The 26,510-nt window shown below is 75.0% G+C and carries 20 protein-coding genes; 9 read left to right on the top strand and 11 right to left on the bottom strand.

Annotated features, from left to right (window positions below; all coding sequences use genetic code 11):
• The first annotated feature begins 35 nt into the window (after positions 1–35).
• A complete protein-coding gene (locus tag ACWD3O_RS05715; RefSeq protein ID WP_451408460.1) occupies positions 36–2,471 on the top strand; it encodes an outer membrane protein assembly factor BamB family protein in 2,436 nt (811 codons plus the stop codon).
• Between the two features lie 271 nt (positions 2,472–2,742).
• On the opposite strand, the gene ACWD3O_RS05710 is transcribed toward ACWD3O_RS05715, so the two are convergent.
• Positions 2,743–3,327, bottom strand: a complete 585-nt coding sequence (locus ACWD3O_RS05710) for a hypothetical protein (protein ID WP_451408461.1) — start codon at positions 3,325–3,327, stop codon at positions 2,743–2,745.
• A gap of 119 nt (positions 3,328–3,446) precedes the next feature.
• The gene (locus tag ACWD3O_RS05705) at positions 3,447–6,038 is read right to left on the bottom strand and encodes a bifunctional FO biosynthesis protein CofGH (RefSeq protein WP_451414944.1); all 2,592 of its coding nucleotides are present in this window, start codon (positions 6,036–6,038) and stop codon (positions 3,447–3,449) included.
• Between the two features lie 223 nt (positions 6,039–6,261).
• Between ACWD3O_RS05705 and ACWD3O_RS05700 the strand changes: the two genes are divergently transcribed.
• Both ACWD3O_RS05700 and ACWD3O_RS05695 read left to right on the top strand, forming a co-directional pair.
• Complete coding sequence (locus ACWD3O_RS05700) at positions 6,262–8,331, top strand: LamG-like jellyroll fold domain-containing protein (RefSeq protein WP_451414943.1); 2,070 nt, start codon at positions 6,262–6,264, stop codon at positions 8,329–8,331.
• Between the two features lie 369 nt (positions 8,332–8,700).
• Entirely contained in the window at positions 8,701–9,819 is a 1,119-nt protein-coding gene (locus tag ACWD3O_RS05695) for an ADP-ribosylglycohydrolase family protein (RefSeq protein WP_451414942.1), read from the top strand.
• Positions 9,820–9,956: 137 nt separating this feature from the next.
• Here the strand turns inward: ACWD3O_RS05695 and ACWD3O_RS05690 are convergent, their stop codons facing one another.
• From ACWD3O_RS05690 to ACWD3O_RS05680, 3 genes are all read right to left on the bottom strand, one after another.
• On the bottom strand, positions 9,957–10,166 hold the full coding sequence (locus ACWD3O_RS05690) for a DUF397 domain-containing protein (protein ID WP_451408464.1): 210 nt from the start codon (positions 10,164–10,166) through the stop codon (positions 9,957–9,959).
• A gap of 270 nt (positions 10,167–10,436) precedes the next feature.
• A complete protein-coding gene (locus ACWD3O_RS05685; protein ID WP_451408465.1) occupies positions 10,437–11,291 on the bottom strand; it encodes a helix-turn-helix domain-containing protein in 855 nt (284 codons plus the stop codon).
• Between the two features lie 282 nt (positions 11,292–11,573).
• Positions 11,574–12,341: a GOLPH3/VPS74 family protein gene (locus ACWD3O_RS05680; RefSeq protein ID WP_451414941.1), complete on the bottom strand. Its 768-nt coding sequence runs from the start codon at positions 12,339–12,341 to the stop codon at positions 11,574–11,576.
• Between the two features lie 215 nt (positions 12,342–12,556).
• On the opposite strand from ACWD3O_RS05680, the gene ACWD3O_RS05675 reads away from it, so the two are divergent.
• Both ACWD3O_RS05675 and ACWD3O_RS05670 read left to right on the top strand, forming a co-directional pair.
• Positions 12,557–15,652, top strand: coding sequence for a D-alanyl-D-alanine carboxypeptidase (locus ACWD3O_RS05675; RefSeq protein WP_451414940.1), 3,096 nt, complete (start codon positions 12,557–12,559; stop codon positions 15,650–15,652).
• A 198-nt stretch (positions 15,653–15,850) separates the two neighbouring features.
• Complete coding sequence (locus tag ACWD3O_RS05670) at positions 15,851–17,779, top strand: MFS transporter (RefSeq protein ID WP_451414939.1); 1,929 nt, start codon at positions 15,851–15,853, stop codon at positions 17,777–17,779.
• Here the strand turns inward: ACWD3O_RS05670 and ACWD3O_RS05665 are convergent.
• Positions 17,776–18,687: a MerR family transcriptional regulator gene (locus ACWD3O_RS05665; RefSeq protein WP_451414938.1), complete on the bottom strand. Its 912-nt coding sequence runs from the start codon at positions 18,685–18,687 to the stop codon at positions 17,776–17,778. The genes ACWD3O_RS05670 and ACWD3O_RS05665 overlap by 4 nt on opposite strands.
• 102 nt (positions 18,688–18,789) lie before the next feature.
• Entirely contained in the window at positions 18,790–19,293 is a 504-nt protein-coding gene (locus tag ACWD3O_RS05660; RefSeq protein WP_451408470.1) for a glutathione peroxidase, read from the bottom strand.
• A gap of 181 nt (positions 19,294–19,474) precedes the next feature.
• Between ACWD3O_RS05660 and ACWD3O_RS05655 the strand changes: the two genes are divergently transcribed.
• Together ACWD3O_RS05655 and ACWD3O_RS05650 are read left to right on the top strand one after the other, a co-directional pair.
• The gene (locus ACWD3O_RS05655) at positions 19,475–20,068 is read left to right on the top strand and encodes a dihydrofolate reductase family protein (RefSeq protein ID WP_451414937.1); all 594 of its coding nucleotides are present in this window, start codon (positions 19,475–19,477) and stop codon (positions 20,066–20,068) included.
• A 309-nt stretch (positions 20,069–20,377) separates the two neighbouring features.
• Complete coding sequence (locus ACWD3O_RS05650) at positions 20,378–20,800, top strand: hypothetical protein (protein WP_451414936.1); 423 nt, start codon at positions 20,378–20,380, stop codon at positions 20,798–20,800.
• Between the two features lie 685 nt (positions 20,801–21,485).
• Here ACWD3O_RS05650 and ACWD3O_RS05645 read toward each other — a convergent pair.
• Complete coding sequence (locus tag ACWD3O_RS05645; protein ID WP_451414935.1) at positions 21,486–21,740, bottom strand: hypothetical protein; 255 nt, start codon at positions 21,738–21,740, stop codon at positions 21,486–21,488.
• A gap of 304 nt (positions 21,741–22,044) precedes the next feature.
• Between ACWD3O_RS05645 and ACWD3O_RS05640 the strand changes: the two genes are divergently transcribed.
• On the top strand, positions 22,045–22,815 hold the full coding sequence (locus ACWD3O_RS05640; RefSeq protein WP_451409010.1) for a DUF1206 domain-containing protein: 771 nt from the start codon (positions 22,045–22,047) through the stop codon (positions 22,813–22,815).
• A gap of 50 nt (positions 22,816–22,865) precedes the next feature.
• Here ACWD3O_RS05640 and ACWD3O_RS05635 read toward each other — a convergent pair whose 3' ends face one another.
• Positions 22,866–23,711 (bottom strand): helix-turn-helix domain-containing protein, encoded by an 846-nt coding sequence (locus ACWD3O_RS05635; RefSeq protein ID WP_451414934.1) that lies wholly within the window; start codon positions 23,709–23,711, stop codon positions 22,866–22,868.
• Positions 23,712–23,824: 113 nt separating this feature from the next.
• Between ACWD3O_RS05635 and ACWD3O_RS05630 the strand changes: the two genes are divergently transcribed.
• Positions 23,825–24,427 (top strand): NADPH-dependent FMN reductase, encoded by a 603-nt coding sequence (locus ACWD3O_RS05630; RefSeq protein ID WP_451414933.1) that lies wholly within the window; start codon positions 23,825–23,827, stop codon positions 24,425–24,427.
• A 70-nt stretch (positions 24,428–24,497) separates the two neighbouring features.
• On the opposite strand, the gene ACWD3O_RS05625 is transcribed toward ACWD3O_RS05630, so the two are convergent.
• A complete protein-coding gene (locus ACWD3O_RS05625; protein WP_451414932.1) occupies positions 24,498–25,811 on the bottom strand; it encodes a DMT family transporter in 1,314 nt (437 codons plus the stop codon).
• A gap of 41 nt (positions 25,812–25,852) precedes the next feature.
• Positions 25,853–26,449 (bottom strand): TetR/AcrR family transcriptional regulator, encoded by a 597-nt coding sequence (locus tag ACWD3O_RS05620; protein WP_451414931.1) that lies wholly within the window; start codon positions 26,447–26,449, stop codon positions 25,853–25,855.
• Positions 26,450–26,510: the final 61 nt, after the last annotated feature.

Here is a 26,510-nt window from a genome sequence, read left to right as displayed (position 1 = left end):
AGGCGACGCGGCTCTCACGGGGAGGTGGCAGGCAAGTGGTGGATCAGCTGACACAGACCGATCCGCGTCGGATCGGTCCGTTCGAGGTTCTCGGACGGCTGGGCGCCGGAGGCATGGGCCTGGTCTATCTCGCGCGCTCGGCGTCCGGGCGGCGGGTGGCGATCAAGACCGTGCGGACGGAGCTCGCCGAGGACCAGCTGTTCCGCGTCCGCTTCACGCGCGAGGTGGAGGCGGCCCGCGCCGTCTCCGGCTTCTACACGGCCGCGGTGGTCGACGCCGACCCGCGCGCCGCCGTGCCCTGGCTCGCCACCGCCTACGTGCCGGCGCCGTCTCTCGAGGAGATAGTGAACGAGTGCGGCCCGCTGCCCGTGCAGGCGGTCCGCTGGCTGGCCGCGGGCGTCGCCGAGGCGCTGCAGTCCATCCACGGCGCGGGCCTGGTGCACCGCGACCTCAAGCCGTCCAACGTCCTGGTGGTGGAGGACGGCCCGCGGGTCATCGACTTCGGCATCGCCTCCGGCGTCTCCTCCACCCGCCTGACCATGACCAACGTCGCCGTCGGCACGCCCGCCTACATGTCGCCCGAGCAGGCCAAGGACTCCCGCAGCGTCACCGGCGCCAGCGACGTCTTCTCGCTGGGCTCCACCCTGGTCTTCGCCGCCACCGGGCACCCGCCGTTCCACGGCGCCAACCCGGTGGAGACGGTGTTCATGCTGCTGCGCGAGGAGCCGGACCTCGAGGGCCTGCCCGACGAGCTGCGGCCGCTGATCGACGCCTGCATGAAGATGGAGGCCCCGGCCCGGCCCACCCCGGCCGACCTCCAGGCGCAGCTCGCCCCGCACCTGTTCGGGGCCGGCTCCGACGACAGCGGCACCGCCTCGGCGTGGCTGCCGGAGCGGGCCGTCCACCTCATCGAGCAGCGCCGCAACGGCGGGCGCACCACCACGGTGACCGCGCCCCCGCACGGCCCCGGTCCGGGCCCGCGCCCCGGCCCGGCGCCCGGTCCCGGCGTGGTGCCGCCGCGCCCGCCGCACGACCCGCCGCCGCTCCCGCCGGTGCCGCCGCACGGCCCGGGCGCCGGGCACGGCGGCCCCGTCCCGCACCCCTCGCTGCCCAGCGGATCCCCCGACCGCGGGCCGGTGCTGCTGCCGGGCGCCCGGGTGCCGATCGGGCCCGGCCCGCGGGTCGCCGAGGTGCGCGCCGCGGTCGCCACCCGGCCGCCGCTGGCGGAGGCGGGGCTGGCGGCCTCCTGGGCACGGCCCCAGCAGGGCGCGGCGCCGGTGCCCGCGCAGCAGCCCGGGCAGGCCGGTGCGGCGCGGACGGAGGACCAGCCGGACGGGCGGGGCGGCTGGCGGCCGTGGCGCTTCCGGATGTCCAACGACGTCTGGGGCACCCCCGAGGTCGCCGACGACCTGGTGTACGTCACCTCCTTCGAGGTGCACGCGCTGGACGTGCAGACCGGCCGGCGCCGCTTCAAGACCCGTGACGTGGCCTGGTCGATGAAGGTCGCCGACGGGCGGATCCACGCCTCCGACGGCCCCACCCTGTTCGCCCTGGACGCCCGCGACGGCTCCGACCTGTGGCGGCTGTCCGCCGACGCCTGGGTGTACTCGCTCCAGGCCGACCGCGGCCACGTCCTCACCGGGACGCGCGGCGGAGGCGTGCAGGCCTGGGACGCCGCGACCGGGCGCCGGCTGTGGCACCTGACCGGCGCGCAGACCGACTTCGAGACGCCGGAGGCCGGGCCGGCGCTGTACGACGGCACCGCGTACGTCTGGCAGGACGCCCGGCTGCGGGCCTTGGACGTGCGCACCGGCGAGGAGCGGTGGTCGTACCCCGTCGGCGACGCGGCGTCCTGCGGCGGCGTGCCGGTGCGGCTGCGGCCCGCCTCCGACGGGTGCGTGTACGTGTCCGCGGGCACGCGGGTGCTGGCGATCAACGTGTCCAACGGCCACGTGCACTGGCACTTCGAGGCGCCCGCGGTGTTCCTCGGCCCGCCGGCCTTCGTGCCGGGCGCGGCGGTCACGGGCGGCGGCGTGTACCTCGCCGACTACCTCGGCACGGTCTACGCGCTGGACGCGGCGGACGGGCGGGACCGGTGGCGGATCGCCACGGAGGCGCGCTCCTCCGTCGAGCCGGTGCTGGTCGCAGCGGGGCACGTCCACGTCGCCAGCGGCAAGGGGCTGTACACGCTGGACGCGGTCACGGGCACGCCGAAGTGGCGGTTCCAGGCGGGCGGCGACATCGTGGGCGCGCCCGTCGTCGCGGAGGGGCGGATCCACTTCGGGTCCACCGACCACCTGCTGTACACGCTCAAGGCGGACGACGGGCGGCTGCGGTGGAAGCTGGCGACGGGCGGGGAGATCACCGGGTCGCCGGTGGTGCGGTCGGGGGTCGTGTACGCGTGCAGCAAGGACCGCTGCGTCTACGCCCTCGACGCCGAAAAGGGCACCGGCACCTCCCGCCCCACCTGACCCCCGGCGTCCCGCCGCCCTCAGCGCGGCCGACCCCGCCGCTTCCCCCGCGGGCGCGTCGCCCTGCCGACCCCCCTGCGGGCGGCCGGGCCGCCCAGGGGGCGATGGGGGTCCCCCCTGCTCGAGCGAAGCCGAGAGCTCGGGGGAGGGCGGGCGCAGGGCCCCGGCCCTCCGCGGCGAGCGGTTCGCACCACCACGCCCGAGCCGACCGCGCCCAGCGGCACGATGGCCCACAGGGGGTGGGACCGGTGCCCCCGTGGGGGGGCGGGGGTCAGGGGGTGACGATGACGGGGGTGCCGGTGGTGGCGAAGTCCCAGAGGGCCTTGCCGGTGTCGACCGGCAGCCGGACCCCGGCCGTCCGCTTCCCCTCCGCGGGCGCGGGAGACGCCCCGTCCTCCGCGTGGGAGAACGCGAAGTTCACCCCTTCGGAGAACGCGAAGTACACGACGTGCTCGATCGGCACCCCGTCCGACCCCGTCGTCGCCGCCGTCCGCGTACCGGCCGCGTACTCACCCGGCTTCGGGTCCAGCGTCCCCGGCCACACCGTGAAGCTCCGCAGCGCCTTGTCCCCGGCGTCGACCAGCCACACCCGGTCGGCCTTGAGGGAGTACACGAGCCGCCGCCCCGTGCCGGAGTTCGCCGGCACCGCCGCGGCCGCGCCGCCGTCGCCCTCGTCGCCCGGCGTCAGCGACTTCCGCGGCCGCGGCGCCTCGGACGAGGAGGCCGCCGGGCGGTCGTCCAGGGCGGCGGGCTTCGTCCCGGTGCCGGCCTGGACGGCCAGCCCGATGACCACCACGATCGCCGCGCTGGTCAGTCCGGTCACCCAGGCCCAGGTGGGAAGCCCTCGAGCAGCCACGTGCACGCATCTCCTCAGCAACGGGCCCAGGGGGGCCGGGCGGGAACAGAGTCGGATCATCCTACGGTGACCCGCCCGGCCCCCGGCCAGGGCCCCGTCCCCCCGAGCCTTCGCGGAAGCTACCGGTCGAGGACCGGCAGCAGCTCCGGCAGGTGCCCGTCCGAGGCCGCGGCCGCCCGCTGCCGCTCCTCGGGCACCTCCCCGTACAGCGTCGTGCGCGGCCGCGCGGGCCGGCCCGCCGCGTCGGCGATCTTCACCAGGTCCGCGACCGACCGGTACGAGCCGTAGGAGGAGCCCGCCATGCGGGAGATGGTCTCCTCCATCAGCGTGCCGCCCAGGTCGTTGGCGCCCGACCGCAGCATCTCGGCGGCGCCCTCCGTGCCGAGCTTCACCCAGCTGGTCTGGATGTTCGGGATGTACGGGTGCAGCAGCAGCCGCGCCATCGCCGTGACCGCCCGGTTGTCCCGCACGGTCGGCCCGGGCCGCGCGATGCCCGCGAGGTACACCGGCGCGTTGGTGTGGACGAACGGCAGCGTCACGAACTCGGTGAACCCGCCGGTGCGCCGCTGGATGCCGGCCAGCGTCCGCAGGTGGCCCAGCCAGTGCCGCGGCTGGTCGACGTGGCCGTACATCATCGTGGACGAGGAGCGGATGCCCAGCTCGTGCGCGGTGGTGACCACCTCGACCCAGGTCGCGGTGGGCAGCTTGCCCTTGGTCAGCACCCACCGCACCTCGTCGTCGAGGATCTCGGCCGCCGTGCCGGGGATGGTGTCCAGGCCCGCCTCCTTGGCGGCGGTCAGCCACTCCCGGATCGACATCCCGGTGCGGGTCGCGCCGTTGACGACCTCCATCGGCGAGAAGGCGTGCACGTGCATCCCCGGCACCCGCTCCTTCACCGCCCGCGCGATGTCGAAGTAGGCGGTGCCCGGCAGGTCCGGGTGGATGCCGCCCTGCATGCACACCTCGACCGCGCCGACGTCCCACGCCTGCTGCGCCCGGTCGGCGACCTGCTCCAGCGACAGCGTGTACGCGTCCGCGTCGGTGCGGCGCTGCGCGAACGCGCAGAAACGGCAGCCGGTGTAGCAGACGTTGGTGAAGTTGATGTTCCGCGTGACGATGTAGGTGACGTCGTCCCCGACGGCCGACCTCCGCACGTCGTCGGCGATCCGGCACAGCGCGTCCAGCGCCGGACCGTCCGCGTGGAAGAGGGTGAGCGCCTCCTCGTCGGTCAGTCGCGTGGGGTCGTCCGCGGCCGTCCGCAGCGCGGCCCGCACGTCGCCGTCGATCCGCTCCGGCACCATGCCCGGCGCGGCGGCCTCGCGCAGCGACTCCCAGTCGCCGTACACCTCGTCGAAGTCGTCCCGCCGGTCGGCGGTGCGGCCCTCGGAGTCGATGGTGCGGTGCAGGTCGGTGCGGCCGGACGGCGTGAACGCCTCGTCCGGCTCCTGCCAGGGCCGCCCCTCGACCACCGCGTCCGGCACCGCGAGCCCGGTCTCCGGGTCGGCCAGCGCCCGCACGTGCGGCAGCACCCGCGGGTCCAGCCAGGGCTCGCCGCGCCGCACGAACTCCGGGTACACGCACAGACGCTCACGCAGGGCGAACCCGGCCGCGGCGGACCGCTCGGCCAGCTCGTCGATCTGCGGCCAGGGCCGCTCCGGGTTGACGTGGTCGATGGTGAGGGGCGAGACGCCGCCCCAGTCGTCGATGCCGGCCCGGATCAGCCGCTCGTACTCGGCGTCCACCAGGTTCGGCGGCGCCTGGAGGCAGGCGGAGGGGCCCATCACCACCCGCGCCACCGCCACCGCGGCGACCAGCTCGTCCAGTTCGGCGTCCGGCATGCCGCGCATCGCCGTGTCCGGCTTGGCGCGGAAGTTCTGGATGATCAGTTCCTGCACCGAGTGGTACGCCCGCGCCACCTTCCGCAGCGCGAACAGCGACTCCGCCCGCTCCTCGTAGGTCTCGCCGATGCCGATCAGGATCCCGCTGGTGAACGGCACCGAGGACCGGCCCGCGTCCTCCAGCACCCGCAGCCGCACGGCGGGTTCCTTGTCGGGCGAGCCGTGGTGGGGGCCGCCGGGCTCGGACCACAGCCGGGTCGCCGTCGTCTCCAGCATCATCCCCATCGAGGGGGCGACCGGCTTGAGCCGCTGGAAGTCCGTCCAGCTCAGCACCCCGGGGTTGAGGTGGGGCAGGAGGCCCGTCTCCTCGAGGATGCGGATCGAGATCGCCCGCACGTAGGCGATGGTGTCGTCGTAGCCGTGCGCGTCCAGCCACTCGCGGGCCTCCGGCCAGCGGTCCTCCGGCTTGTCGCCGAGGGTGATCAGCGCCTCCTTGCAGCCCATCGCCGCGCCCTTGCGGGCGACGTCCAGGACCTCGTCCGGCGACATGAACATCCCGTGGCCGGCGCGGCGCAGCTTGCCCGGCACGGTCACGAAGGTGCAGTAGTGGCACTTGTCCCGGCACAGGCGGGTGAGCGGGATGAACACGCTCCTGGAGTACGTGATGACGCCGGGCCGCCCGGCCGCCTCCAGGCCCGCGTCCCGCACCCGGGAGGCGGTGGCGCACAGGTCCTCCAGATCCCCGCCGCGCGCCTGCAGCAGCACGGCCGCCTCGGCCACGTCCAGCGTGACCCCGTCACGGGCCCGCCTGAGGGCGCGGCGCATCGAGTTCTCGGTGGGGCGGCCGGTTCCGGAACTGGCGGAAGTCGTCATCCCACGAGCATACGAGCGGGACGAGCTGGGCAAACAAGGGCGTCCCGCAGGGTGGGCGCGGGGCGCCCGGCGCCTCCCCTCGGGCGGGCGCCAGCCCCTCCCGGGAGCCCCTCGGGCGGTCGCCCGCCCCTCCCGGCGAGAAAAGGTTCCGCGGCGGGCGCCGACGCCTGGTACGTTCACGCCCGATTTGCTGAGTGCACGTCAGAAGAGGGGGCGGGTTGGCATGAGGAAGTCCGGTCGGCGCGGACGGGGCGGGGTCGTCCTGGCCGCCGCCGTGCTGCTGGCGGGGACGCCGGGGGTGGCGTCCGCGGCGGAGGATCCGCCGCTGCGGCCCCTGGCGGAGGATCTGAGAACCGGCGGCGCGGCGTGCGCGCACGGGCAGGACACGCCGTACGTGCCGGAGAAGCCCCAGCTGGAGGTGGTCCTCCGGGACCCCGACCCCTGGGCGCGGCTGGGCGCCGAGTTCGAGGTGTGGTGGACCGACGCGGAGGGCGCCGAACGGCGCGAGACGCTGACCACCACGGTGAAGACCGTGGGCACCCCCGTCCGGCTGACCCCGTCGTTCGACGTCCCGGGGGACACGCCGGTCTCCTGGCGGGTGCGCGCGGTGGGCCCCCAGGGCGCCGTGTCCCCGTGGAGCGACGAGGAGGGCGGCCACGCCTGCCGGTTCGTCGTGGACGCCACGCGCCCCGAGGCGCCGGCGGTCACCTCCGACCGCTACGACGACACCACCTGGTGGGACGGTGTCGGGGTCTACGGCGGCTTCACCTTCGACTCGCCCTCCAACGACGTGGTGGCCTACCGCTACCACTTCATCGGCGGGACCGAGCGGACCGTGGAGCCCGAGGAGCTGGGCGGAGCGGCCACCGTCCGCTTCGCGCCGTCGAAGTCGGGGACCGACTACCTGACCGTGCGGGCGACGGACCGCGCCGGCAACACCAGCGCCGAGAGCGTCCTCTGGTTCCGCGTCGCCGAGGGCCGCGCCCCGGTCGCCCACTGGAAGCTCGCCGACGAGGCCGCCGAGACCGGCCCGGCGCTGCGCGCCGAGGACGGCGTGACGTTCCAGGACACCGCCCCCTACGGCACCGGCCTCGACGGCAGCGCTCGGCTCGGCGGCGCGGGCAACGGCTACCTGACCACCGACGAGCCCGTGGTCGACACCCGGAAGACCTACGCGGTCGGCGGCTGGGTCCGGCCCGGCCGGACGGACCGTGCCATGACGGTGGCGAGCCAGGACGCCGCCGACGGCACCTCCGCCTTCACCCTGGGCCTGCGGCCCACCGCGGACGGCGACGCCGACTGGGCGTTCGGCTTCGGCGGCGCCACCGTCACGGGCGGCGGCCCGGAGACCGGCGACTGGGCCCACGTGCTGGGCGTGTTCGACGCCGAGGACGACACCGTCCGCCTCTACGTCGACGGCCGGCAGGTCGGCGAGAAGGCGAAGGCCGCCCCGGTCGCCTCGCCGGGCGCCTTCCAGCTCGGCCGGGCCCGTGGCGACGGCGGGAACCGCTGGCACGGCGACCTGGCCGACGTCCGGGTCTGGGACCGCGTGGTGGTCCCGGAGGAGGCGGAGAAGCTCGGACGGCAGGAGCCGCAGCGGGTCGGCGGCTGGGACTTCGAGTCCGTCACGGACGACGCCGCCCCCGGCAGCGAGGGCGGTCCGCTCACCCTGCACGAGGGCGCCGAGGTCTACCGGTACGTCGACGACTGGGACTGCTGGCTGGACCCCGAGTGCGTACCCGCCCGCTTCGCCCTGAAGGGGAACGCGCACCTCGCACTGGACGGGACGACCGGTCACGCGACCGCGGGCGGCCCGGTCGTGGAGACCGGCGGCAGCTACACCGTCGGCGCGTACGTCCGCTTCGCCGAGGCCGCGCCGGACGAGCCGATGACGGTCCTCTCCCAGGGCGGCGGGCACGGCGACGCGTTCCAGGTCCGCTACGACCCGGCCACGGAGAAGTGGCAGCTCGTGGTGACCCACGGGGACACGGCCGGCGCCGCCAGGACGATGGTCTCCCAGTACGCCCGGCCTTCCTACGGAGAGCCCGCCGACCAGGAGATCGTGGTGGTCCACGACGACGCCGCCGACCGGATCACCCTCTACGTCGACGGTGAGGGCGGAGAGGCGACCTCCGCCTCGTTCGACTCCGCCTGGGCCGCCGAGGGCCCGCTGCAGGTGGGCCGCGGCCGCACCGCGGACGGCTGGGGCGAGTACTTCCACGGCGCCGTCGACAACGTCCGGGTGTTCACCGGCGCCCTCACCCGGGACGACATCTGGCGCGCGATGCAGTGACGCCCGCCTTGGCCCGGCCCGGTCCGGTCCGCCTTGGCCCGGCCCGGCGCGCGCCCGCCCCTCGCCCCGCGAGCGGCGGGCGCCGTCGTATCCGCGGGGCGTCCGCCCGGAACCTCCGCCCCTCGCACGGCGCGTGACCTTTGCCCCTCGCCCGGCGCGTGACCTCCGCCCCTCGCCCCGCGCGGAACCGGGGCGCGGGTGCTGTGCGTGTCCGGAGGGGATCCCGTGGAAGCCCGGACGCGCGGGGGGCCGTACATGCGCATCGGCCAGAATTGCCCGTTCCGCCCGGAGCGCCGGACGACTAGCGTCGGCGGGAACCGGGCCCCGGCCGACCGCGGGTGCGGAAGCAAGCAGGCGTGGGCGACGGCCGTGGGAGGTCGGGCGGTGGCTGGTGCGTGGGGCCGGGCCGAGTTGCAGGACTTCCGGAGCAGAGTGCGCGGCGTCGTGCTCGGGGCCGCCGTGGGCGACGCGCTGGGCGCGCCGCTGGACGGGATGACCGCCGCCCGGATCGTGGAGGCGCACGGCCCCGAAGGGCTGGCCGCGCCGGTCCCGGCGTTCGGGCGGCTCGGCGCGGTCACCGCCGTCACCCAGCTGTCGCTGTTCACCGTGGACGGGCTGATCCGGGCCCAGGTCCGCCGGGACACCGGGATTTGGCACCCCCCGAGCGACCTGCACCGCGCCTGGCGGCGCTGGACGGCCACCCAGCACGACTGGGGGCCCGACGAACGCCGCAAGGACGACGGCTGGCTGGCCCGCGAGGAGTGGCTGTACGCCCGCCGCGCCCCGCACGGCCCCACCCTGCGGGCGCTGGGCGAGCAGACCATGGGCACGCCCGCCGAACCGAGGAACCCCGCCGAGCGCGGCCCGCACGCGGCGGCCCGCAGCGCGCCGTTCGGGCTCCTGGTCGGCTGGGAGCCGCAGCTGGTCGCCCAACTCGCCGTGGAGTGCGCCACCCAGACCCACGGCCACCCCATCGCCTACCTGGTGGCCGGGGCCTACGCGGTCACCGTGCACGGCCTGGCACGCGGGGAGGCGCTGCCGCAGGCCGTGCGGGCGGCGATCGGGGCGCTGACGCCGTGGCCCGGTCACCAGGAGGTCACCGCGGCCCTGGAAGGCGCCCTGGCGTCCCCGGAGGAGCCGTCGGCCCCCCTGGAGGCCGGGGCGGGGGCCGAGGAGGTCCTGGCGGCCGCGGTGCGCGCCGCACTGAGTGGGGAGGACGTGCGGCACGCGCTGTGCCTCGCGGTGAACCTCGGCGGCCCGGCGAGCGTCACCGGAGCGCTGACCGGAGGACTGCTGGGGGCGCTGCACGGCGAGACGGCGCTGCCGCCCGCGTGGCTGGCCGAACTCGAGGGCCGGCCCACCCTGGTGCTGCTGGCCGACGACTTCGCGATCGAGATGACCCAGGGGCCGGCGCTGCACGGCCCCTCGTACGCCTCGCCCGGCTGGCTGACCCGCTACCCGCGGGGACCGAGGCCGGAGGAGGACTGAGCGGCACCGGCCGACGGCACCGGCCCGGGACGGCCGGACATGGGCGAGCCCCCTCGGCCAGGACGGCGAGCCGGACGAGAGGGCTGTACAGGGTGGCGCCCCGTGGGGCCGGCGGTACCGGCTCTCACGTCGGCCGCTCAGTTCCCGCCGAACGCTCCACGGTTGACGCCGGAGACGAAGGCGCTCCAGGAGTCGGCCGGGAAGGCGAGGGTCGGGCCCGCCGGAACCTTCGAGTCCCGCACCGCGAGCTCCTCGCGCAGCGGGGACTTGACCTCCACGCACGCGCCGTTGCCGGTCGAGTAGGAGGACTTGGTCCACGTGGGGGTGGCGCCCTGACGAATAGCCATTTTCACTCCGAGTTAACTGAGGGTGACGAATCAGGTGATCTCCGCCAACCGCGTGTGACCGTTGGCGTGATCGACGCTACTCGCCGTCCAGCGGATCGGAGGGGTCGATTCACTCGTGTGGATGGCATGTCCCAATAGGCCCTACCGCCACAGCAGTTGTGCGTGTACGGTTCGTCCTTTTGCCTCTGGCAAAGTCCGTCGGCAACCGATACAGGGCGATGGGGTCACGCTGCGTGATGTCCCGGCGATCGTGCGCCGGCCACGCGCCGGTCACGCGTAGGACTTGGCGATGTCCTCGATGAACTGCCGTGACTGCTCCACGTTCAGCGCCTGGGCCCGCAGGTGCTCGTACATCACGCTGTACTTGTGGACGTCGTTCGGCTTCTCCAGGTACAGGTCGCTGGTGACGCCCTCGATGTAGACCACGCTGGAGTCCGACGCGTCGGGGAACTCCAGGATGGCGTACTGGCCGTTCAGCCCCGGGTGGGCACCCAGATTGAACGGGATCACCTGCACCGTGACGTGCGGCAGCTGCGCCTGCTCGACCAGGTGCTCCAACTGCTCCCGCATCACCGCCCGGTTGCCCACGATCCGCCGCAGCGCGGCCTCGTCGAGCACCGTCCACAGGCGCAGCGGGTTCTCCTGCGCGTTGATCCGCTGCTGCCGGCGCAGCCGCACCTTCACCCGCTTCTCGATGTCCGAGGCCGCCGTCTCCGGCAGCGCCCCGGTGATCAGCGACTCCGCGTACTGCCGGGTCTGGAGCAGCCCCGGCACGACCTGCGGGTCGTAGACGCGCAGGCTGGCCGCGTCCGTCTCCAGGCCGATGTAGACGCTGTACGGGATGTCGCCGAAGGAGTGCCACCAGCCCTGCTGGCGGGAGTCCTTGGCCATCTGCATCAGCGAGTCGACGATCCGCTGGTCCTCGACCTCGTACACCCCGCAGAGATCGCGGACGTCGCGCTGGCTGATGGACCGGCGGCCGTTCTCGAGACGGCTGATCTTCGACTGCGAGACCAGCAGCCGCTCCGCCACTTCCTCGGCCGTCATGCCCTTCTGCTCACGGAGCCGGCGGAGCTCCTGTCCCAGGCGGCGGCGCCTGACGGTGGGGTTGACACTGGACGCCACGGACGGCACCTCCGGCTGCGTACCTCAACTTTGCGTATCTGCTGTTCAGCAGATTGCCACCTGGGTGCGGGCCACCGCTGGAAAACGGCGCACAATCGCTGCGCACGCGTGACGGGGTGGCCGCATGGCATCCCTATCGGGTAAGGGGCCGGGACGGCGGTTAACGCCTTCGGGTGGGACTCGACGCCGCGCGGCGACATGCGTCCGGGAACGGCTCACGCCCGGACGGGGCGTCGGGCCGGTGGGGCCCGCCGCCCGTCCGGGCGTGCGTGTTCGCCGGGGTCAGCGCGCGACGGCCCTGGCCATCGCGCCGGGATGCGGCTGCGCCGCCACACCCCTGACCGCCTGCTGCGGCGCCGTCGCCCGCCCGTGCGCCGGAGCGGCCGGGCGGCCGTTCTGCGCCGGGGCGGCCCGGCGTGGTTGCGCCGCCGCGCCGTTCTGGACGTCCATCACGGCGTGCGCCACGAGACCGCCCATAGGGTCGTGCCTGATCAGGTCCCGCAGCCGGGAGCGGGCCGAGCGGCCCTCGTTCCCCGGGTACAGGTGCTTGCCGAGACCGACCGCGTGGGCCAGTGCGGCGAGCGCGGCGGTCCGGGGGTCCGGTGGGACGCCCGTCTTGATCGCCGTGTCCAGCCGGGATCTGATCTCCCGGCTGATGGCCGTGTCCGTCGCCTGGTAGCGAGTCGTCGGCAGTACCCCGCACATCGGACCGGCCACGGCATGCACCATGCCGCACCGCTCCAGGTGAGCGAGGTAGGTCTGGCGGAGCCCCAGCCGGGGTCCGCCGATCCAGTGGACCGCGCGGACCGGGGCGCCGCGTCTGCGCAGCAGCTCCAGTGCGTGGTCCAGAGTCGGATCTCCTGTCGGCCGTGGCATCACCACGGAGATACGATCCCCGTCCGGGGCTATCCGTCCGGCCATGGCCAGCTCGACGAGCTGTGCTCCGGCCAGACCCAGGTCGAGCGACTGAGGCTGTGCAGTGGTGCCCGTGGCCGGGTCCAATGCCAGCAGCAGAAGCTCCTCCGGAAGTGTTCTGCGGCTCTTGCCCATCCATGCCTCCCCGCGTGGATGTACGACAGGGTGACCCCTCTCACAGTCATCTGTCGAGAGTGCGGGTCCGCAATCGGATGGAACCGGCAGGTATGTCGTTCTCGTCCCTGCGGAGGGGCCGGGTGCGCGGACGCGACACTGGAACCGGTCCGGACGGTGGCCGCCCGGCGTTGACGGTCGGCTGGTTGGGCAGGCGCACGGGGAGTGCGCGGCGTATGGAGGAGGCATTGGTGGCGGGCGAGTCCCCCGACAGGTCGAAGCAGCGAGAGTCCTCGGCGGGTACGACGCCGGGCACGGGGGAACCGGTTGCGGAGACCGCCGCGGTGTCGGCGGCCGCCGACCCGCGTGCCGTGTTCGCCCGGACCGCCGTGGCCGAGGCGCCGCGGGACGGTGACGGCGACGGCGCCGACGCGCCCTCCGCCGCCTCCGCGGTGCCTCCCGAGGACTCGGCGGAGCCCGACGGCGCCGACGGCTCCGACCGCCCTGACGGCCCCGAGGGCCCTGACGGCTCCGAGGACGCCTCCGCGGCCGACGAGGACGCCGAGGGCCAGGGGAGTGGGGAGCGGCCCGGGGAGGCCCAGGAGGGCGCCACCGGCGCCGGGGACGCCGAGGACGCCGAGGGCGACGGAGAGGCCTCCGGTGCCGCGGACACGGCCGCGAACGCGGAGGACGACTCGCGCCTGCGCACCGCCGTTTCCACGTGGCTCGCCACCGAGGAGCGCGACGAGGCGGACGCAGCCCCGGAGGACGCCGCCGAGGGGCGCGACGCCGTGGACGACGCGACGGTGGACCGGGACGGCGAGCCTGAGCAGGGCGACGAGCCGTCCGGGGTCCGCGTCGGGGCGGAGGAGGACGAGCCGGAGGCGACTGCCGCCGCCGGGAAGCCGGAGTCCGGCGACGAGGAGCCGGAGCCGGAGCGTGCCGTGCCGGCGTTCGGTGCCGCCGCGGGCGTGGACGCCGAGGAGGCCGCTGCCCACGAGGGGCAGGGCGACGACGCCGCGAAGGACGAGCCGGAGCCGGAGCGTGCTGTGCCCGCGTTCGGTGCTGCCGCTGGCGTGGGCGCCGAGGGTTCGGGCGAGGACGCCGCGAAGGGTGAGCCGGGGGCGACTGCCGCCGGGGAGCGGGAGTCAGGCGACGAGGCGCCGGAGTCGGAGCGTGCCGTGCCGGCGTTCGGTGCCGTCGCGGGCGTGGACGCCGAGGCATCGGCCGCCGATGAGGGTTCGGGCGACGACGCCGCGAAGGGCGAGCCGGAGTCGGACGACGCGGAGCCGGAGCGTGCCGTGCCGGCGTTCGGTGCCGTCGCTGGCGTGGGCGCCGAGGGTTCGGGCGAGGACGCCGCGAAGGGTGAGCCGGAGTCGGGCGACGAGGAGTCGGAGCGTGCCGTGCCGGCGGTCGGTGCCGCCTTGGGTGTGGGCGCGGAGGGGCGCCTGGCCGACGGTGCGGTGTCCGAGGCATCCGCTGCCGACGAGGGTTCGGGCGACGAGCCGGGGTCCGGCGTGGACGCCGAGGAGGCCGTTGCCGACGAGAAGGACGAGGCTTCGGCTCCGGAGGAGGTCGCTGCCGACGACGCGTCGAAGGGCGGGCCGTCCGGCGAGCCCGTCGCGCCGGCCGAGGACGGGGACGACAAGGACCCCGCGGCCGACGCGGAGGCCACCGACGGGGACGAGGACGAGGACAGGCGGCCCGCGTGGGCTGCCGGGCCGCTGCCGGCGGAGGAGAAGCGTGACGCGACGCGCGCCCCCGGCACGGTCGCGCCCCCCGCGGACAAGGCGGCCAAGAAGCCCGCGGCCAAGAAGCCCGTGGACCAGCCCACCACCGCGATCCGCCTCGGCCGCCCCGGCGCCGAGCGCCCCGTGGACCAGCCGACCACGCAGCTGAAGGTCGGCACGGCACCGGAACCGTCGACACGGAAGCCGCCCACGGCCCCCGCGGCCCCCACGGCCCCCGTGGCCGGGGCGTCGGCGACCGAGACCACCGCCATCCCCCAGATCGGCCCCGAACGCACCACCCAGCAGCCGCTGCCCCCCAAGCCGCCGCTGGACCTGCTGGCCGAGCTGACCAACACCCCGCCGCCGCCGGACACCCTGCCGCGCCGGGTGATGCGCCGGGTCAAGATCTGGACCCCCGTGGTGGTGCTGCTGGCGATCGTGCTGGCGATCGTCCAGATGGTCCGCCCGCTGCCCGAGCCCGCGCTCGTGCTGACCGCGCAGGAGTCCCACCGGTTCGACGGCGACCCGGTCTCCCTCCCGTGGCCGGGTGAGGGCCAGGGCTCGATGGACGTCATCGGCATCGGCACCGTCGACCGGTTCGGCGAACAGAAGCCGGTGCCGATCGCCTCGGTCACCAAGTCGATGACCGCCTACGTGATCATGCGCGAGAACCCGCTCAAGCCCGGCGAGGAAGGCCCGATGATCACCATCGACGCCCTCGCCGAGAAGGAGGGCGGCTACGACAAGCCCGGGCAGGACGAGTCCACGCTGAACAACGTCAAGGAGGGCCAGAAGCTGAGCCTCCGCGACGCGCTGTCCGCCGTGATGATTCCGTCCGCGAACAACATCGCGCGCCTGCTGGCCCGTTGGAACGCCGGTTCGCAGGAGGCGTTCGTCGAGAAGATGAACAAGACCGCCGACGAGCTCGGGATGACGAACACCACCTACACCGACCCCTCCGGCCTGAAGGAGACGACCGTCTCCACCGCCGATGACCAGGTGAAGCTGGGCGTCGCGATGATGAAGATGCCCGGCATGGTGGACATCACCAAGCAGGGCTCCTGGAAGGACCCGTCGGGGCGGATCCACTACAACTACAACACCCTGGTCCCGTACGACGGAGCGATCGGCATCAAGACCGGCTCGACCACCAAGGCCGGCGGCAACCTGCTCTTCGCCGCCACCAAGCCCGTCGACGGCGAGACGGTGACCCTGGTCGGCGCCATCCTCGGGCAGCACAAGCCGTACATCCTCGACACCGTCAACGCGGTCTCGAAGACGGCCATGCTGGCCACCCAGGACGCCCTGACCTCGGAGACCATCCTCAAGAAGGGCGACGTGGTCGGCTACGTGGACGACCGGCTCGGCGGCCGCACGCCCGTGGTCGTCTCCGAGGACGTCAAGGCGGTCGGCTGGGCCGGGCACGAGGTCAAGCTGACCTTCGACCCCAAGGAGAACCTGCCGCACACGGCGGCCGCCGGGACCGAGGTCGGCTCGCTGACGGTCGGTGACGGCAAGGACGGAGCCGTCACGGTGCCCGTGCAGCTCCAGAGCGACCTGGCGGAACCGGACACGGCGGCCAAGCTGACCCGCGTCGCCTGAGCCGGGCGCCCGGAGCCGGCCGGCCCGGCACCGGGCGGCCCCGGCTGCCGGAGCACGGCACCGCGCACGCCCCGCCACAGGACGCCGACCAGGCGTTCCGCGGCGGGGCGTCGTGCTAGCGTCGCCCGGCAGCGGGCCGGGGGCGGCCCGGGGGCCGCGCGACGGGAACCGGCGGACGGGACAAGGGAGTTCCAGGACGTGAGCACAGCGGATCGGGCGCGCGCGCCGCACTCCACGGCCTCCGCCGACGCGCCCCGGGTGCCCGCGCCGGCCGGGCGGCCCGCCGCCGAGCACCTGCCACCGCCCGCCGGGACCCCACGTCCCCCGGGCCAAGGCCCCGCCCCGGAGTCCGAGCCCGCCGCGCATTCCGGCCCCGCCCGCGCGGTCGGTGTCCTGCGCCACCCGGCGACCCTCGTCACGGCCCTCGCCGGCGCCCTGCACGTCCTCTGGTTCTTCGCGTTCGCGAACAGCGGCGGCGACCTGGCGGCCCAGGACGCCTGGGCGGAGTTCGTCGGCCGTCACCCCGACTCGGCCTACAACATGGCCTGGTACGGCGGGATGCACCCGGTCTCGTACAGCGTGGTCTCGCCCTACCTGATGCACCTCCTCGGGGTGCGGACCACGATGATGCTCTCCGGCACGCTCTCCGCCGGACTGCTGACCCTGATCCTCTGCCACGCCCGCACCGGCCCCGCCCCGCGCCCGGCCGGCGGCACCGGCCCCGACGGCGGCACCGGCCCGGCCGACGGCACCGGTCACCGCCATGTGTGGCCCGCCGCCCTCGCCGGGGTGTTCGGCCTGTTCTGCAACGCCGTCTCCGGCCGCGTCACCTTCGGCCTCGGCGTGCTGTTCGCGCTGGCCGCGGTGGCCGCCGTGTTCTGCGTGCCGCGCCGTTGGCGGCACCGGCGCGGGGCCCGGGCGGCGTGCGTCGTCCCGCTGGCCGCGCTCGCCACCATGGCCTCGCCGGTGGCCGGACTGTTCCTGGGACTGATCGCCGTCGCCCTGTTCGTCCAGCGCCGCCGCCCCGGCGCGTGGGCGCTGGGCCTCGGCCCGTTGCTGGTGGTCGCCGTCTCCGCCTGGATGTTCCCGTTCTCCGGGACCCAGCCGGTGGGCCTGGGCACCATCGCGCTGCCGGTGGCCATGGCCGTGCTGGTGTACGCGGTGACGCCGCCCGACTGGACCACCGTCCGGGCCACCTGCGCCGTCTACGGGGTCGCGGTGGTGCTGGTGTGGGCGATCAGCTCCCAGATCGGCTCCAACATCACCCGCCTGGCCATGCTGTTCGCCGGTGTGGCGCTGTTCGCCGTGCTGCCGTTCACCGAGCCGCGCTCCCGGCGCTGGTACACGGCGCTGCTCTCCTTCGCGCTGTTCGCCGGCTGGGTCGGCGTCAGCACGGTCGGCGACGTGGTCAGCATGAAGCCCGACGCCATCTGGGCCCGCGACGTCGCCCCGCTGATCGACCGGCTGCGCCGGAGCGGGACCGGCGCCGACCAGGGCCGCGTCGAGGTCGTCCCGGCCAGCTCGCACGCCGAGTCCTCCGCCCTGGTCCCCTACGTCAACCTGGCCCGCGGCTGGAACCGCCAGGCCGACCGGGAGCGCAACCCGCTGTTCTACGACGCCACGCTGAACGCCGTCACCTACCGGCAGTGGCTGAGCCGCTGGGCCGTCCACCAGGTCGTGCTGCCGCTGCACGGCAACCCCGACGGGGAGGGCGGCCGGCAGGAGCGGGAGCTGATCGAGGGCGGGCTGCCCTACCTGAAGGAGGTGTGGTCGGACGACAACTGGCGGCTGTACGCCGTCACCGACCCCACCCCGCTGGCCGATCCGCCCGCCGAGGTGGTCCGGGCCGACGAGGAGGAACTCACCGTGCGGGTGCCGCGTCCCGGCCGGTACACCGTGCGGGTGGCCCACTCGCCGTGGCTGGGCCTCTTCGACGCGTCGGGCGAACTGGTGGCCCCGCCGGAGCCGGACGGCCGGAACCTGCGCGGCTGCCTGACGCCCGGCGCCGAGGACGCCTGGGGCGTCGCCTGGACCGTCCTGGACGCCCCGGCCCCGGGCACGTACCACCTCGCGGCCCGCTACCGGATACCGCGCGGCACCCCGTGCCCGGAGCCGGACCCCGCCTAGTCCTCCGCCTGGTCCTCCGCCGGGTCCCCCACCGCGCCCTCCACCGGGTACGCCACGTCACAGACCGGATCGGTCGGCCCCGCGGCGGTCCAGTCGGCGAAGTACACCTCCCGGCACGGCCCGGCGACCCGCAGGTCCCGCTCGCCGATCCACCGCTCCACCGCCTCGAAGGCGTTGAGGATCATCGGCTGGGCCACCTCCGCCTTGGTGATGCGGGTGAAGGCCAGCCGGCGGGGCGGCTCCTCGCGCACGGCGACGCCCTTGCCGTGCCGCGCGGCCCACGCCCGCGCGGCCTCCGCGTCCCGCACCGGCACGCAGACCTCGGCGGGGCCGTCGCTCTCCTGCGAGACCTCCGCGTGGTAGGCCACGAACGGCGCCGCGGCGACGCCACCGCACTCCTCGGCGGCCACCCGCCCCAGCCGGTCCAGCGTGCCGCCGATCCAGTCCGGCAGCTCGCCCAGCAGGACGTGCCGCTTCAGGGAGAGCACCGTGCCGCCCGGCGCCCCCGCCGTCTCCACCGTGTACCGCTCGTTCATCGGGGAACTCCTTCCGCCCAGTCGCGCACGGAGGAAGTCCACGAGCGCCCGCTGCCCGGCGAGCCGCGCCTCGACACCGGCCCAGTAGCCGCGCACCCGCTCCGCGGCCGCCGCGCCGTCGCCGTCCATCAGCGCCACCACCTCGGCGACCACCGCCAGCGGCATGTCCAGGTGCCGCAGGTGCACGATGGTCCGGGCCCGCTCCACCTGCTCGCGCCGGTAGTAGCGGTAGCCGGTCGCCGGGTCGACGTACGCCGGGGTCAGCAGCCCCAGCCGGTCGTAGAGCCGCAGCGCCTTCGCGGACAGCCGCACCCTGGCGGCGAACGCGCCGATGCTGATCAGCCCGTCGCCGGTACGGATCGCGTCAGTCATGCCCGAAGCCTCCTCCGTCACCGGACCCTCGGCCCGGTGACGGGGAGACTGGGCCCTGCCCCTGGGGCAAGGTCAACGCCGCCGCCCCAGGGCGGGGCCGAATCAGCCGAGGACCTTCTCGATCGCGGCCACGACCTCGTCGGACTCCGGCTCGGTCTGCGGCGCGAAACGGGCCACGACCCGGCCGTCCCGGTCCACCAGGAACTTCTCGAAGTTCCACCGGACGTCACCGGTGTGCCCCTCGGCGTCGGCGAACGGGGTCAGCCGCCGGTACAGCGGGTGGCGTCCGTCCCCGTTCACCTCGACCTTCTCGGTCATCGGGAACGTCACGCCGTAGGTCGCCGAGCAGAACTCCGCGATCTCCTCGGCCGACCCCGGTTCCTGCCCCATGAACTGGTTGCAGGGCACGCCCAGCACGGCGAACCCGCGCTCGGCGAACCGCTCGTGCAGCTTCTCCAGCCCGTTGTACTGCGGCGTCAGCCCGCACCGGGACGCCACGTTCACGATCAGCAGCGCCGTCCGGCCGGCGTACTGCCCCAGGTCCGCGGAGCCGCCCTGGAGCGCCCCGATCTCGACGTCGAACACCGCATTCTCTGCCTTGGTCATGCCCGGAGCCTAGCCGGGCGGGCGCCCGCACCAGAGCGACCCGGACCGATGACTTTCCGGCCCGCCGCCGGTCTCCAGTGCGTACCGTCCCGTACCGTGCGGCCCGTCGCGCGGACGCGAACGAGCAGTGCAGTCACCAGTGCCATGACCAGTGCCATGACCAGTGCAGGGAGCCCTCCGGATGCGTGTCGTCATCACCCAGTTCATCAGCCTCGACGGCGTCACCCAGGCGCCCGGCGGTCCCGAGGAGGACACCGACGGCGGCTTCGCCCACGGCGGCTGGACCGTCCCGCACTTCGACGACGAGGTCGTGGGCGGCGCCTTCGACGCGGCGCTCGAGGGCGCCGACGCCCTGCTCTTCGGCCGCCGCACCTGGCAGGTGATGGCGGGCGCCTGGCCCGGGCGGGCCGGCGACCCGTTCGCCGACCGGATGAACGCCATCCGCAAGTACGTCGTCACCGACAGCCTCGGCGACGCGGACCTGACCTGGGAGAACACCGTCCGTCTCCCCGGCGCGGAGTTCCTGGACCGGATCCGGGCGCTGCGGGAGGAGGAGGGCCGCGACATCGTGGTGATGGGCAGCGCCTCGATCGCCCGCGCGCTGATGAGCGAGGGGCTGGTCGACGAACTCCGCCTGACCCAGATGCCGGTCGTCGTCGGCGGCGGCAAGTCGGTCTTCCCCGCCGACGGCACCCTCACCACCTTCCGCCTGGCCTCCGTCACCACCAGCCCCAAGGGCGTCAACGCCCTCGTCTACCAGCGCGCCGACGCGTGACGTGACGGGCCGCGCGGGCCGTCCGTCACAGTCCGCGCAGCGCCCCGTACAGGTCGGCGGCCGCCCAGCAGAGCACGCTGCGTTGTCCACCACCTCGGCGCGGTGGTCCCCGGAGACCTCCCGCACCCGCTCCAGCGTCCACCCGTCGGGGAGCCGCCCTGTGCCGTCGCCCGTCATGTCGTCATCCTGGCGGGGCCGGTGTACGGCCCGGGCGGCGGCGACGTGACCGGGCGCCGGTGCTCGGGTACTCAGGTGAAGGTGAGTAGGCGCGCTCTGCGGGAGGACGGGCGCGGCGACGACGATGAGGCCATGACCTCGAACAGACCCTCCGCCTCCACGATCTCCCGCCACCTGCTGTCGGTCCTGGCGCTCGCCGGGATCGCGGCGGCCGCCTGGGCCGGCTGGCTCGGCTGGGACCAGCAGCGCGACGTCCATCCGGACGGCCACACCACCGGCCCCTACGAGGCCTGGCAGGTGATCGGCCTGGTGCTGACGCTGCTCGGCGCGGTGGTGCTCGCCGCGTCCCGCCGCCACCACGTGGGCGCGGTGCTCGGCACGGCGACGGGCCTCGCCGTCGCGACCTGGTACGACTGGTCGGACGACGGCAGCGGCCTGTTCGTCATCGGCGTCTTCCTCGTCACGGCCGCCGCCCTGGCCGGCACCACCCTCACCTGCGTCGCGACCGCCGCGGTGATGCGGAACGGGCGGAGCCCCCACCCCACCACCGCGTAGGCCCCCGCCGGGGGCCGCCCGGCGGGGCCGCCGCCCCCGGTCGACCGGGCCGGGGCTGGTGGGCCTTGCCGGGGCGGCCTTGGACAGCGTCCAAGTGGGGGCCCGTGCAGCGGTTGACGGGCCTTGCCGGGGCGGCCTCCGGTTGGCGCGCGGTCGGCGGGGTGCTTCCGACCGGCGTCCGGACCGGGGCGCTCCTGGCCGGCTCCGGTTTAGGCCCTGTGGGCCTGGCCGGGCTCCGGCCGGGGCTGCTTCGCAGCCGGTGGGCCGTGGAGGAACGGCTGTCGCTCGGCGTGCGGCCGGGCCGTGCCACCGGCCAAGGAGTGGCCGTGTCCGGGAGCCGACCAGGAGCGCCCCGACCGCACGCCAACCGGAGGCGGCCCCAGCAGGCCCACCGACCGCGGAACGGCCCCGGCAAGGCCCGCCAGCCCCCGGACGGCCCTGACCGGGGCCAGCCAGAAGCGCCCCTTGGACCGCACGCCGACCGCAGGCCGACCCGACAACGCCCCCAGCCGTGGCCCGGCCGGCGGGCGGTCGAGGCGTTTCCGGCTGGCCCCGGTCAGGGCCGGTCCGCGGCCGGCCGGACCGGTCGGGACCCTCGGGTGGGGCGCCCGGTCAGGGGCCACGGGCGGCGCCCGAAGGCACCCGGCGGCGCCCGGTCAGGGGCTCCCCGGGTTGCCCCGCCGGGTCAGGGGCGTGCGCGGGTGGCGCGGCGTGCGGTCCGGGTCGCCTGACGGGCCACCGCTCCCGCCCGCCCCGCCCGCTCACGGCACCACACCGTCGTCGCCCGGTACGTGGCGGCGGCCTGCCCGGGCGGGTTGTGGTGCGGCAGCAGCCGCTGCGGGTCCGTCGTGACCGCCGCCCGCGCCGCGAACTGCTCCCACAGCCGCGCGGCGGAGGACACCGGCAGGGGCCCGAACCGGGTGATCAGGACGGCGCTCACGCCGAGGCCGATCCCCACACCCACGTAACGTCGCACGGGACGGCCGCGCCGTCGCCCAGGAGTTGTCGCCATGCCCGCACGCTACGACCGGGCCCGGCCGCCCCGCATGAGTCGCCGTACTCACCGCCCCTGGGTAGCGAAAGCCCCCCGGGGGCACGCGCCGGTGCGGCCCGCGCGGGCGCCCACCGTGGCCGACAAGGCCCCGTTTCCGGCCGGGGGCAGCGGGCAACCGGGCGACATGGCCGGTGAATCGACGACATGGCTTCCCTGGAGCACCGCACGGCGCGCCGCGAACAGCACCGCGATGGACCGTGCGGCCCGCGCCGGTTTCGCCGCGCGCGGCGTCCTCTACCTCCTCATCGGCGCCATCGCGCTGCGCGTGGCCTTCGACCCCCGCAACGGCGAACAGGCCGACCGCTCCGGCGCGCTCACCGAGATAGCGGACAAGCCGTTCGGGTCCGTGCTGCTGTGGGCCCTGGGCATAGCGACGGCGGGGATGGCGCTGTGGCGCCTCTCCGAGGCGGCGTTCGGCGCGTCCGGCCCGGACGGCCGGAAGGCGCGCAAGCGGCTGTTCTCCGCCTGCCGCGCCGTGTTCTACGGCTTCGTCGCCTACTCGGTGCTCGCCTTCGCCGCCGGTGAGGGGGGCGCGGGCTCCTCCGACCGGCAGTCCCGGGACGTCACCGCGCGGGCGCTGGAGATGCCCGCCGGCCGCTGGCTGGTCGGCGCGGTCGCGCTCGGCGTGATCGTCGCCGGCGGCTGGATCCTGGTCCGCGCGGTGCGGAGGAAGTTCCGCAAGCACCTCAGGACGGCCGCGATGAGCCGCACCGTGCGCCGCACGGTCGACGTCCTCGGCGTCTGCGGCGGCGTCGCCCGCGGCGTCCTCTTCGGCACGGCGGGCGTGTTCGCGCTGATCGCCGCGGTGCGGTTCGACCCCGACGAGGCCAAGGGCGTGGACGACACGCTCCGCGCCTTCACCCAGACCGCGGCCGGTCCCTGGCTGCTGGTGGCCGTCGCCGTGGGCCTGATCGCCTTCAGCGGCTTCTCCTTCGCCAGCGCCCGCTACCGCAGGACCTGACGCCAGCGCCCGCTACCGCAGGACCTGAGACACGCCACCGGTCGCGGGCGTCAGGAGATCACCCGCAGCCGGCCCTCCCGAGGGCGCGGGAGCCGCTCGACGGCCCGCTCCGTCTCCTCGTCCGCCGGCAGCAGGACGACCAGCTGCTGGGCGTCCGCCTCCAGCTCCAACGTCTCCCGCTCGAAGCGCAGCTCGGGTCCGGACGGATGCCGCAGGCGCAGGATCCCGCGGCGCGGGACGGCGTGCCGGTGCAGGCGGCGGGTGAGCTCCGGCCCGGCGGCCGGGGCGAGTTCGGCCGTGAACCACTCGGAGTTCTCCACCGACGGCGCGTGCCACAGGTCAAAGGCCTGCGCGTCCGCGACGTCGTCCCAGTCGGCGAAGAGCGTGCGGGCGCGCGGGTCGGTGAAGACGTACCGGGTGAGGTTGGGTGCGTTGCCGTCGCCCGCGTCCAGCAGGCCCGTCCCGTCCATGACCGCCTCGAAGCCGCCGGTGCGGGCCAGGACGTCCCCCAGCCGGTTGGTCACCGCGGCGATCCCCGGTTCGAGGAGCCGGAGCGTCCGCAGGACCGTCGGCCGGACCTCGCGGGGCGGCGGCACGGGCCGGCGGTGGGCGGTGCACTCACCGCCGGTGATCTTCGTGAGGTAGCGCAGGTGGTCGCGTTCGGCGGGGGTGAGGCTGAGGGCGTCGGCGAGCGCGTTCACCACCGCCACCGACGGGTTGCGGTCCCGCCCCTGCTCCAGCCGCGTCAGGTACTCGACGCTGATGCCGGCCCGGGCGGCGAGGTCGAGCCGCCGAAGCCCCGGCGAGCGGCGGCGGCCGTGGTCCGGCAGCCCCAGCGACTCGGGCTGGATGCTGTCCCGCTTGGCCCGGACGAAGTCCCCCAACGGTGTCCCCATGCGCCGCAGCCTAGGCGCGGGCGCACCGTCCGCGTAGTGCCCAGGGTGGCCCTGCGGGGGCCAGTCTCCGCACGGTCTGGCCGGCCCCGCGGCGCCGCGCCACGGTGATGGGCATGGAGAAGAACGGCACCACCCACAAGCTCGTGATCATCATCGGCAGCGTCCGCGAGGGCCGCTTCGGTCCCGTCGTGGCGTCCTGGGTCGCCGAACAGGCCGCCCATCACGGCGGTTTCGACGTCCAGGTCGTCGACCTCGCCGACATCGACCTCCCGCTGGCCCTGCCCGCCGCGCCCCCGGCGCTCGCCGGCGACGACTACCCCCGCCCGGCCGGGATGGCGCCGCTGACCGCGGCGCTGGACGAGGCCGACGCGTTCGTCGTCGTCACCCCCGAGTACAACCACAGCTACCCGGCGGCCCTGAAGGCGGCCGTCGACTGGCACTTCACCCAGTGGACCGCCAAGCCCGTCGCCTTCGTCAGCTACGGCGGCGCGGCCGGCGGCCGTCACGCGGCGCTGCACCTGGAGAACGTGCTCACCGAGCTCCACGCGGTGACCATCCGGGACGGCCTGGCCTTCCCGAACTACTTCTTCACCTGGCAGGACGGCCGCCCCCTCGACCCCGAGACACCCGGCTACGCCAAGACGCTCCTCGACCAGCTCGCCTGGTGGGCCGCCGCCCTGCGCACGGCCCGCGCGACGGCGCCGTACCCGGCGTAGGCGGTCCGGTTCCCGCGCCGACCGCCGGACGGGCCACCCGAGCGAGCGGGTGGCCCGCCCGGCGCCTGGTTCAGCGTCCGGTCGCCGCCTCGGAGATCTGGCGCGCGTAGATGTCGACGATCTCCGGCACGATGGGGTGCGCCTCCTCGTCCCGGAGGGCTTCGACAAGGGCCTGACGCACCGCTGCGTACGGCTGCCCCGCGTGCGAGGCGCGGGTCCGGGCAACCGCCCGTTCCATCCTGTCGAGATGGGCCGCCACGGCCGGGATCGCCTTCTCGTACTCGCTGGGATCCGTGTTCATGGGCCGAGCTTGGCCTGCGGAGGCGCCCCACGGGAGGCCGGTGGCCGAGGCGGCGAAGGGCCGGCCGGCTCGGCCCGACGCCCGCGTCGAGCCAGTCGCCCGTGACGCTGTCGCCCGTGGCGCGGACGCCCGGCCGGCTCCCTCGGCGGCGGCGAGGAACACCACGGCGAACAGCAGCAGGGCCGTGCCGGTGAGGACGGTCGCGCCCGGCCGCTCGCCGAGCACGAGCACGCCGATGACCGCCGCGGTGAGCGGCTCCACCAGGGCCACGACGGACGCCGTGGTCGCCTTGACGGCGCCGAGGCCGGCGAAGAACAGCGTGTACGCCAACGCCGTCGGCACCGCCCCCAGGTAGAGGATCAGGCCCAGCGTCCACGCCGGACGCCCCGCGTCGGGCAGCAGGCCCTCCAGCCAGGCCGCCGGCAGGAGGCAGACCATGCCGACCGCGAAGCCGGTCACCGTGGACCCGAACGCACCGCCGGTGTTCTCCCGGCCGGAGAGGCGGCCCAGCAGCGTCACCCCCGCGTAGCCGGCGGCGGACAGCAGCGCGTAGCCGATGCCCAGCACGGGAGCGGGGCCGGTGCCCCCTTCCGCGCCGCCCGTCAGCAGCACCAGGCCGACGACGCCGCTCGCCACCGCGGCGGTCCCGGCCGCGCCCGTGCGCTCGCCCAGCGTGAGCCTGGCGCCCACGGCGACCAGCACCGGACCCGCGCCCAGGGTCACCACCGTGGCCACGGTCAGCCCGGCCTGCTGCACCGAGGCGAAGTAGGCCGTCTGGTACACCGCCAGCCCGAAACCCGTGACCAGGGCCCGCCGCGGGTTGGCCGCGAACGCCGCGCGCAGCGACGGCGTCGTCCCCAGCCCCCGCCGGGATCGCCGGGCACGCCGGACGAGGTGGGCCGCCAGGAGCAGCCCGAGTCCCGTCAGGAACCGCCAGAACGAGACCGAGACGGGGCCGATCCCGCCGGCGCCGTACAGCGCGGCGGCCACGGCACCGCCCGTGCCCCATGCCGTGGCCGCGATCGCGACGTAGAGAACACCCTGCCGAACGGGCAGGGCAGTTGTGGCGGTGGAGGACTGCACCTGAGGTCTCCTCGATCGATCGGCGCCTCCCCGTCGACGGGCTAGGAACCGGCGAGCCGGGCGACGAAGTCGTCGACCATGGCGATCTGCACGTCCTCGGTGAACCGTTCGGGGTCGAAGAGGGCCTGGACAACGAGTCCGTGGACGAACGCGACGGCAGACGCGGCCAGTTGATCCGTGTCGGCGCTCGCGGGGATCTCCCCGAGGTCGCGTGCCGTCTCGAGGATGGGGCGGAACGAGTCGCGCAACCTCGTGTAGCGATCGCCCTGTTGGGCGGAGAGCGTCCCGTCGGCGAGGGACAGGTCCCAGGAGCTGACCCAGATGCGGTTACGGGCGGTGTCGGCCGGGGTGAGCGGCAGGATGTCGAGCAGCCGGGCCCGTACGGCGGGCAGGCCGCCGGCGGGAGGGGTCCGGCGCGGGCGCCCCGCCGTGTCCCGTTCCAGCAGGTCCAGCGCGTGCGTGAGGAGAGCGCGCTTGCTCGGGAAGTAGTGCGTCAGCAGACCCGTGGAGACGCCCATCTCGGCGGCGACCGCGCGCAGGGTCAGACCACCGAAACCCTTGGCGGCGAGAACGCGCCACACCGCCTCGCTCACGTCCTTGCGGCGGGCTTCGTGATCTCCGGGTGCGGGTGGCGGCATGCGGCTACCCTACATACCAAACGCTTGTTACGTACATTTCTTGCCGTCCACGCCCGTCCAC

Source organism: Streptomyces sp. NPDC002640 (genome assembly GCF_053592575.1).
The sequence above is the reverse complement of the archived record's forward strand: the minus strand, read 5'-3'. Positions and strand labels throughout refer to the sequence as shown.